The sequence below is a fragment of the Croceicoccus sediminis genome (genome assembly GCF_007570835.1).
GTDB classification, from domain to species: domain Bacteria; phylum Pseudomonadota; class Alphaproteobacteria; order Sphingomonadales; family Sphingomonadaceae; genus Croceicoccus; species Croceicoccus sediminis.
In genome coordinates this window covers 1,704,649-1,712,580 of record NZ_SUNC01000001.1, presented here as the reverse complement: position 1 = coordinate 1,712,580, position 7,932 = coordinate 1,704,649, and the positions used below count along the sequence as shown (strand labels likewise).

General features: G+C 59.4%; 6 protein-coding genes. 5 read left to right on the top strand and 1 reads right to left on the bottom strand.

What is annotated here, in order from left to right; genetic code table 11:
* Window positions 1-1,849: SdrD B-like domain-containing protein (locus tag FAX90_RS08150; RefSeq protein WP_205700633.1), on the bottom strand; the 1,849-nt coding region annotated here is incomplete at its 3' end.
* A gap of 900 nt (window positions 1,850-2,749) precedes the next feature.
* Between FAX90_RS08150 and FAX90_RS08145 the strand changes: the two genes are divergently transcribed.
* The 5 genes from FAX90_RS08145 (at window position 2,750) to FAX90_RS08125 (ending at window position 7,926) form a co-directional block, all read left to right on the top strand.
* A complete protein-coding gene (locus FAX90_RS08145; protein ID WP_144096755.1) occupies window positions 2,750-3,154 on the top strand; it encodes an SH3 domain-containing protein in 405 nt (134 codons plus the stop codon).
* Window positions 3,155-3,364: 210 nt separating this feature from the next.
* A complete protein-coding gene (locus FAX90_RS08140) occupies window positions 3,365-5,761 on the top strand; it encodes a TonB-dependent receptor (RefSeq protein WP_240704777.1) in 2,397 nt (798 codons plus the stop codon).
* A gap of 143 nt (window positions 5,762-5,904) precedes the next feature.
* Entirely contained in the window at window positions 5,905-6,270 is a 366-nt protein-coding gene (locus tag FAX90_RS08135) for a hypothetical protein (RefSeq protein WP_144096753.1), read from the top strand.
* Window positions 6,260-7,348 (top strand): alpha/beta fold hydrolase, encoded by a 1,089-nt coding sequence (locus FAX90_RS08130; RefSeq protein ID WP_144096752.1) that lies wholly within the window; start codon window positions 6,260-6,262, stop codon window positions 7,346-7,348. The genes FAX90_RS08135 and FAX90_RS08130 overlap by 11 nt, the downstream gene beginning before the upstream one ends.
* Entirely contained in the window at window positions 7,348-7,926 is a 579-nt protein-coding gene (locus FAX90_RS08125) for a GNAT family N-acetyltransferase (protein ID WP_240704776.1), read from the top strand. The genes FAX90_RS08130 and FAX90_RS08125 overlap by 1 nt, the downstream gene beginning before the upstream one ends.
* The last annotated feature ends 6 nt before the right edge of the window (window positions 7,927-7,932 follow it).

The window sequence follows — 7,932 nt, the reverse complement described above, 5'->3', positions numbered from 1 at the left end:
TGTCGCCATCGCCGTCGCTGTCGAGGTACTTCGTGCCCGAGATGTCGAAGAGCGGGAAGTTGGCGAAGTCCATGTCGGTCGCGCCATCGGCATCGATGGCGTAGCCGGCCTGGCCCAGCGTCTGCGAATAACCGCTCGGCTCGACCTCGTAGACGTCGAGACCGATGTAAGTCTCGTCAAGGCCGGTGAAGGACCATGAGCCGTCAGCGGCAGTTGTGGTCGCCTCGTCGGTTCCGGCGTCGTAAGTGGCGTTGTCGTTGACGTCGATGAAGATCGTCACGCCGCCAAGACCGCTTTCGTCGGTGGTGTCGCCATCGCCGTCGCTGTCGAGGTACTTCGTGCCCGAGATGTCGAAGAGCGGGAAGTTGGCGAAGTCCATGTCGGTCGCGCCATCGGCATCGATGGCGTAGCCGGCCTGGCCCAGCGTCTGCGAATAACCGCTCGGCTCGACCTCGTAGACGTCGAGACCGATGTAAGTCTCGTCAAGGCCGGTGAAGGACCATGAGCCGTCGGCGGCGGTCGTGGTCGCCTCGTCGGTGCCTGCGTCGTAAGTACCGTTGTCGTTGACGTCGATGAAGATCGTCACGCCGCCAAGACCGCTTTCGCCGGTGGTGTCGCCATCGCCGTCGCTGTCGAGGTACTTCGTGCCCGAGATGTCGAAAGTGTAAAAGTTGCCGATCGGATCGACATTGTAGAGTGTGCCAGGGTTGGCGCTAGAGGACACAACAACCGTTTCGTAGTCGCCGGTCGTCAGGATGGCGCCATCAGGCACTTCTTCCTGAACAAAGTATGTCGCGCCTACCTTGATGCCATAGAACTGATATTCACCGTTAGAATCGGTCTGAGTGGTTTGCAGAAGCTGGTCACCGGCGTCGAGAACGCCGTTGAGGTTGGTGTCGCCGAACAGCTTCATTACGACGCCTTCGACCGGGCCTTCACCATCGTCGGCGATGCCATCTCCGTCGCTATCCCGGAACTTGATCCCGTATAGCTTCACAGCGTTTTGCGTGCGCCATTCCTCGAACGTGGCATCCGTGTCGTAATCGTTGTCGTAGCCGCCCTGGCCGTTGGCATCGGGGACTGGATCGGCGTATCCGAACTCGGAATAGAGATAGAGGTATGTGTCCTCTTTGGACATCCCGTCGAAGTAGCTTACGGGGATCAGGACCGAGAGGTCGGACCGGCCTGAACCCGACGAGTATGCATCGGTTATTATGATCGATACGTCATAAATGTCGTTGGTATGCGCACCATCCATGTCATACGCGATGTTCTGGTTGAATAGCGTCGGCTTGTCGGAAATATTTCCGTCGAGCGACGTGAAGATCGTGAAGGTGTCGAGCGATATCTGCGCTTCTTCCAGCGAAGAATTGTTCTCGTTCGCGTCCAGCCGGAAGTCGTAGTAGGCGACGCCGGTATCGGGATCGGTTGTGATCGCGATATCAGCTAGCGTGATCGTGTGCGTAAAATTGCCCGAAGTCTTGATGTGGGGGTTGGATGGGTCGGAGCTGTCGGTGTTGAAACCAAATTCCGTGCCGGTGTTCTGAATGCCCAGGAAGTCGTTAAAGTTGCCGGTGCCCGAATTGATCGAGCCGCCTTCGAAAACGACACCGTCAATCTCAACGACTCCTTGCCCATCGGCCTCGAAACCGTCGGGGTTGCCGTCGCTGTCATAGGTATAGCCGGTCAGGTCGATATCTACCTTGCCGTCGCCGGTATAGTCGTCCCCGGTATAGGGCCCGACGGGCATGATAAAATCGGTGATGCCGTTGGCGGCGATGTTATCCTTGTCCCATGGATCATCATTCTGATAATCCATCGAGAACTTCCAATAGCGTACTTCAGTCATCGCTCAATTTCCCCACAATCAAGCACCAAAACAAAAGGCGCCGGCGGATAATTCCGCGGCGCCTGGCGAAGGTCGTTCAGTGTCGAACCGGCCGCGTTGTGCAGCTGGTGGGAGAATTCGGCACCATGCATGCCAAAGTATCCGCCTCTGTATAGGCGAATACCGATACTTCGGGTGAACCGAAGACAGGTTGGTCGAACTGCGCCATCACTTGCACTCCCCACGTGTGCGTACGGCAGTATCCGCGACGTGAAGTCGCAGGATAGTCGATACAAATATCCGGAAGCACTACGAGCAACGACTCGGGAGTTGCGACCAGTTAACAAATTATTAACATGAGTCGCTATGTGGAAAAAGCAGAATATAGACTTTACAAGTATCTGGTATGAGCAAGTTGCGTATCAAGACCGACTTGCTGACATTAGAGTCATCAGGAATCTGCGATGCTTGCAGGCTCATTCCGACTATACCGGCTTCCCAACTCTACTTCTGAAAAGGGAAATCCAATTTCCCCTTAGATTCATGACTTTGCAATAGACTGGGCAAAAGTCACTTTGAGCCTGGTGATCCGGTCGCAAATGGCGCCTTTGTCGCGGCCCGGAAGTAGGCGGACACAACGATTGCAGACGGTCGTGAAAGGGCAGAATTTTCTCCAATTTAATCGCTATCAGGGTGTGAAAATGCGCGATTCCAATAGTCTGAAACACGCGCGGTGATGTTGATAACGTTCCGCTGGACCAGACCGACTCGGCGCAGGTTTGCAAGGCCGAGGGCGGGTCTGGACGAGCATGACCGCTGCGATGCATCCCTCTTCGATTTATTGCTAATGCTAATCGGTTGCAATAATGGCTGTCATGTGAGACGGTCCGGATCTCGCGCAATATCAGGAGCCCCGGACCCTTGTACCGCTATCTCGATCGCCGCACTGACGAGCTTTCCCTCGCCGAAGGCTTCGTCGTGGAAGTCACCCGCAAGTGGGTCGGCGCGGTCAGTGCGCGCCGGTGCCCGGCCGATGCGATTGCCGCCGACTTCCTCGCGCGCGGCCTGATGGGCGGTATCGGCGCGTTCCACCGCATCCTGATGCTCTTGAACGTGCGCGGTTCGATGCCGCTGGGTTTCGCGCGCGAAGGATGTGAGCGGATCGCAGAGGGAGAGGCGCTACTCCTGTCGATCTTGCAGAACGAATGCTGCAGGCCCGAAACGCTGCGATGCATTTTCGCGCAAAATCACGTGGCAGAAGTCTGTGGCGCCGCGATCGACGACTTCAATGCTGCACTTCATGTGGCAGGATTGTCACTGCAATAGCCAATATTGCAGCGCGCCGCAGTAACCTGACAAAACCGATAGCTATGTAAACCGGCAGGCGCTCCTAAAACGAAGGCAACCTATTAGCATCGCCGAACGGTCGTGCCCCAAGAGGCACAGGCTAAGGGTTCAAAGGGAGAGATCGCCATGTTTTTACGCTCGAAATCCGTCCTTCTTCTCGGTGGTGCCTCGCTTGCACTTACTTCGCAGATGGCTTTTGCGCAGGACGCGCAGACCGAAACCGCGAAGACCGGCGGCCTCAACGAAATCGTGGTCACCGCGCGTAAGCGCGAGGAAAGCGTTCAGGACGTCCCCGTCGCGGTTACCGCCATGTCGGAAGAAATGATCCAGAACCGCGACATCACCAGCATCGAAAAGATCGCCGCGGCCACGCCGAACCTCAACGTCGGTCGCGCGTCTAACGGTTCGTCGGCGCAGATCACCCTGCGCGGTATCGGTTCGTCCTCGACCTCGATCGGTATCGAACAGTCGGTCGCCATCGTCGTCGACGGCGCATATTACGGCCAGGGCCGCGTCATCGAGGAAGGTTTCTTCGACCTTGCCCGCGTCGAAGTGCTGAAGGGCCCGCAGGCCCTGTTCTTCGGCAAGAACGCGACCGCCGGCGTGATCTCGCTGACCACCAATGACCCGACCTACGACTGGACCGGATCGATCAAGGCAGGGTACGAGTTCAAGGCGAACCAGTACCAGATCGAAGGCATCATCTCCGGCCCGCTCAGCGACACGCTCGGCATTCGCCTTGCCGCGCGTTATTCGGACATGGACGGCGGCTATTACCGCAACGTCTCGACCCCGATGAACTATACCACCGTCGACGTTGCACAGGGCTTCGGCGATCCGGAAACTTTCGTCGCGCTGCCCGTGAAGAGCCCGATGCCGCAGCAGGAAGAATTCCTGGCCCGCGGCACGCTGAAATGGGAACCGACCGACAACCTGACCAACACGCTGAAGGTCACGCGCAACCAGAACGACACGCTGAACAACAGCTGGAACTACGTCGCCTATTCGTGCGGCAACGGCACCGGCTTCAGCCAGCTTACGGTCTATCCGTGCGAAAAGGATTTCATCACGCACCAGAACGGCTTGCCGGCCGAAATTTCGCGCACCGTCCCTTACGGCAGCGACGACGGCCAGCCGTACAACCGCTATCGCAGCTGGGGCGTCAACAACGAGCTCGAGTACGACATGGACACCATGTCGATAGCGTCGGTGACCAACTGGCAGCGCAACAACAACTCGTGGCTGTGCGCCTGTAACTTCCAGACCACGGACGCCGTGGCGGGCGGCATGATCTTCGCGACCGAGAATTCCACCTGGGAAGCCTTCTCGCAGGAACTGCGCCTGACGTCGGCTTTCGACGGTCCGTTCAACTTCATGATCGGCGGCCTGTACCAGAAGACCGATCGCGATTTCGGCCAGTGGGGCTTCTACAGCGACGTTCGCAACACCGCTGCGCGCCCGGATCTCGTCTATGCGGCGAGCGAGAAGATCAGCACCACCAAGGGTGAAACTTTCGCCATCTTCGGCCAGGTCCGCTTCGAGATCATGGACGGCTTCGAACTGGCGGCAGGTGGCCGGTACACCGACGAATCGAAGGACAGCTACTTCGCGCAGGAATACGTGAACCCGGCATTCTCGGTCGTCTATCGCAGCGCCGACGATCCGATGGGCATCGTGACCGCCAATCAGAAGTTCAAGGACTTCGCACCGGAAGTCACGCTGACTTACGAACCGGCACCTGACATCCTGCTCTATGCCGCATACAAGACCGCCTACAAGTCGGGCGGCTTCTCGAACGGCGGCATCAACTCGAAGCTGTCGGCCGACCCTTACGGCGATCTTACCTTCAATCCCGAAGAGGCGGAAGGTTTCGAAGCCGGTATCAAGTCGACCATTCTCGACAACCAGCTGCGCGCCAACCTGACCCTCTTCACGTACACGGTGAACGATTTCCAGGTCGACTTCTTCAACTCGCCGGTCTTCGCGTTCAACACGCTGACCGCCGATGCGAAGACGCAGGGCGTGGAACTTGAACTCGAATACGCGCCTTATGCGGTGCCGGGTCTCAACATCAACGCGGCAGTCAACTACAACGACGCGAAGTATGACAGCTTCCCCGAAGGTCCGTGCTATTCGGGCCAGACGCAGGCTGAAGGCTGCAACGTCGTCACCGCCGATGGCCAGATCCGCCAGAACCTGACGGGCCAGCCTCTCTCGGTCGCTCCGGAATGGACCGGTGTGATCGGCGTGAACTACGAAGCCGACATTTCGGACGCGCTGATGATGGGCTTCAACGCGAATGCCCGTTATTCCGACAGCTACAACCCGTCGGCCTTCGCCAACCCGATTGCGATCCAGGACGATTACTGGACGATCGATGCGGGCGTGCGCGTTGGCGCATCGGACGGCAACTGGCAGCTCGCGCTCATCGGCAAGAACCTGACCAACCAGTTCTACGTGACCGGCGTGGTTGACGGTCCGTCTTCGGGCACGGCCGCTGGCGGCGTGACGGGCGTCAAGGCCGACCAGCTCGGCTTCGGCACCCTGCCGCGCACGGTGAAGGTGGAACTGACCAAGCGTTTCTGATCGCCTGATCGAAACGACCGAAAAGATCACGGCCCCGTCAGCGATGGCGGGGCCGTTTTCGTTTGCGGGCCAAGGCCACTCCAGGCAGATTCTTGGCGCAAGTCATAGTTGGTTGCTGGGCGCCGATGCGCTTTAAGGGCAGGATGAGCGAGAAACCTTTCAATCCCGTGGCCGCCTGGCAGGACGCGATTCAGCGCTGGGAGCATGAACTCAACGCATGGTCGGGTCAGTTCACGCAAAGCGAGGAATTCGGCGCGCTGATCGGACAGGCGACCAAGGCCACGATCTATGCGCAAAAGGCTATGGCCGAACAGACCGAGACGGTGCTGCGTTCGCTGAACCTGCCGAGCAAGAGCCAGATCGAGGAGATTTCACAGCGTCTTGCCGTGATCGAGGATCACATAGCGCAGATCAGGCTGGAGATGGGCGAAGGGGCCCAAAAGACACCCGGCGCCGAACCGCGACGCACGCGCAAGCCTCCAGCCGAACCCAAGGCCGATGAGCGATAACGCACTAGAGCTTCTCGATCCCGAGGTGATTTCACAGCAGGTCCGCCGCGAGGTGGACCGCGCGCTGAAACGCAACATCAAGGGTCTCGATTTCCTTGTCGCCGACCGCGAGCCGGTGGGCCACATGCCCAAGGACGTGCTCTACCGTGACGGGACGGCGGTGCTCTACCGCTATCGTCCCTTGCTGGACGAAATCTACCGCGTGCCGTTGCTCGTGGTCTCTCCGCCCACCAATCGCGGCTATATCTTCGACCTTGCCAAGGGGCAGAGCTTCTTCGAATACCTGCTGCAGCAGGGTTACGACGTCTACAACCTCGACTGGAACCCGCCACGCCGCGATGAAAGTGTGCTGGGCTTCGACGATTACGTCGGCCGCTTCATCCCCGCCGCGCGCGACGCGATAGAGGAAGTGACCGGCGAGAGCGACATCAGCCTTGCCGGATACTGCGCAGGGGGCACGCTGGCGACGATCTATGCCGCCTTGAAACCGACGCAGGGCATTCGCAATCTCGTGACGCTGGCGACCCCGATCGACTTTTCGCACATGCACCTGTTCCAGACATGGGCGGACAAGCGGTATTTCGATGTCGACCTGCTGGTCCGCGAACTGGAACTGATTCCGCCGGAAATCATGCTGGGCGCGTTCGACCTGGCCCGGCCTGCCAACCGCACGGCGGGGCGGGTGAACCTGTGGACCAACATGTGGAACGACGAATTCGTGAAGTCGTACCGCATGTTCGACCGCTGGGCGGCCGAAACGTTGCCGATCCCCGGCGTCTATTTTGGGCAGCTGATCAAGGACCTGATGTGGGAAAACGCCCTCATCAACGGCAAGCTGGAGGTCTGCGGCCAGACAGCGGACTTGCGCCACATCGATGCCGCGATCCTCAACATTGTTGCCAAGCATGACCACGTCGTCAGCCACGAATCCACGGGCCCGCTGATGACGATGACATCTTCCAACGACCGCGACGAAATCGTCGCGAAGGGCGGCCACGTCTCGCTTGTCGCGGGGCCTGCGGCCTTGCGGCGGTTGTGGCCGCATATCGACACATGGCTCGGAAAGAGATCCACCTGATGACTGCTCTCGACATTGCCCCCACAGAGTTGGACCTTGACGGTCGCCGCATCACGCTGCGCCCCCTGACCGCCGCCGACAAAGACGCGATGCTGTCCTTTGCCAATGCGTTGCCGGTGCGCGAGCTGCTTTTCCTGAAACGAGACATCCGCAGCCCGCGCGTATTCAAGGCGTGGATGCAGGAGATCGAGGCCGGGACGATCCGGTCGATCATCGCGGTCGAAGGCGACGCGATCCGCGGCTGCACCGCGCTGGTCCGCGATGAACTTAGCTGGTCGCCGCACGTCGCCGAAGTGCGTGTCCTTGTCGATACGGCAACGCGCGGCATGGGGCTGGGCCGCCTGCTGGCGATGCATTGCCTGGATGCCGCCGCCGATGAGCGGATCGAGAAGCTGACCGTGCGGATGACGACCGATCAGGAAGCGGCGCGCCAGATGTTCGAGGAAATGGGCTTTCGCCCAGAAGCCTTGCTACGCGACCATGTTCGCGATGCCGACGGGGTGTCGAGCGACATCCTGATCATGGCGCAGGACACGCGCAGCCACGGGGCGATTCATTCGATCTACGGGCTGGGCTGAGCGAAC

Excerpts from the sequence above, each read along its gene's own strand:
- FAX90_RS08130 (WP_144096752.1), top strand. The coding sequence starts at position 6,260 with ATGAGCGATAACGCACTAGAGCTTCTCGATCCCGAGGTGATTTCACAG.
- FAX90_RS08140 (WP_240704777.1), top strand. The coding sequence starts at position 3,365 with ATGGCTTTTGCGCAGGACGCGCAGACCGAAACCGCGAAGACCGGCGGC.
- FAX90_RS08125 (WP_240704776.1), top strand. The coding sequence starts at position 7,348 with ATGACTGCTCTCGACATTGCCCCCACAGAGTTGGACCTTGACGGTCGC.
- FAX90_RS08135 (WP_144096753.1), top strand. The coding sequence starts at position 5,905 with ATGAGCGAGAAACCTTTCAATCCCGTGGCCGCCTGGCAGGACGCGATT.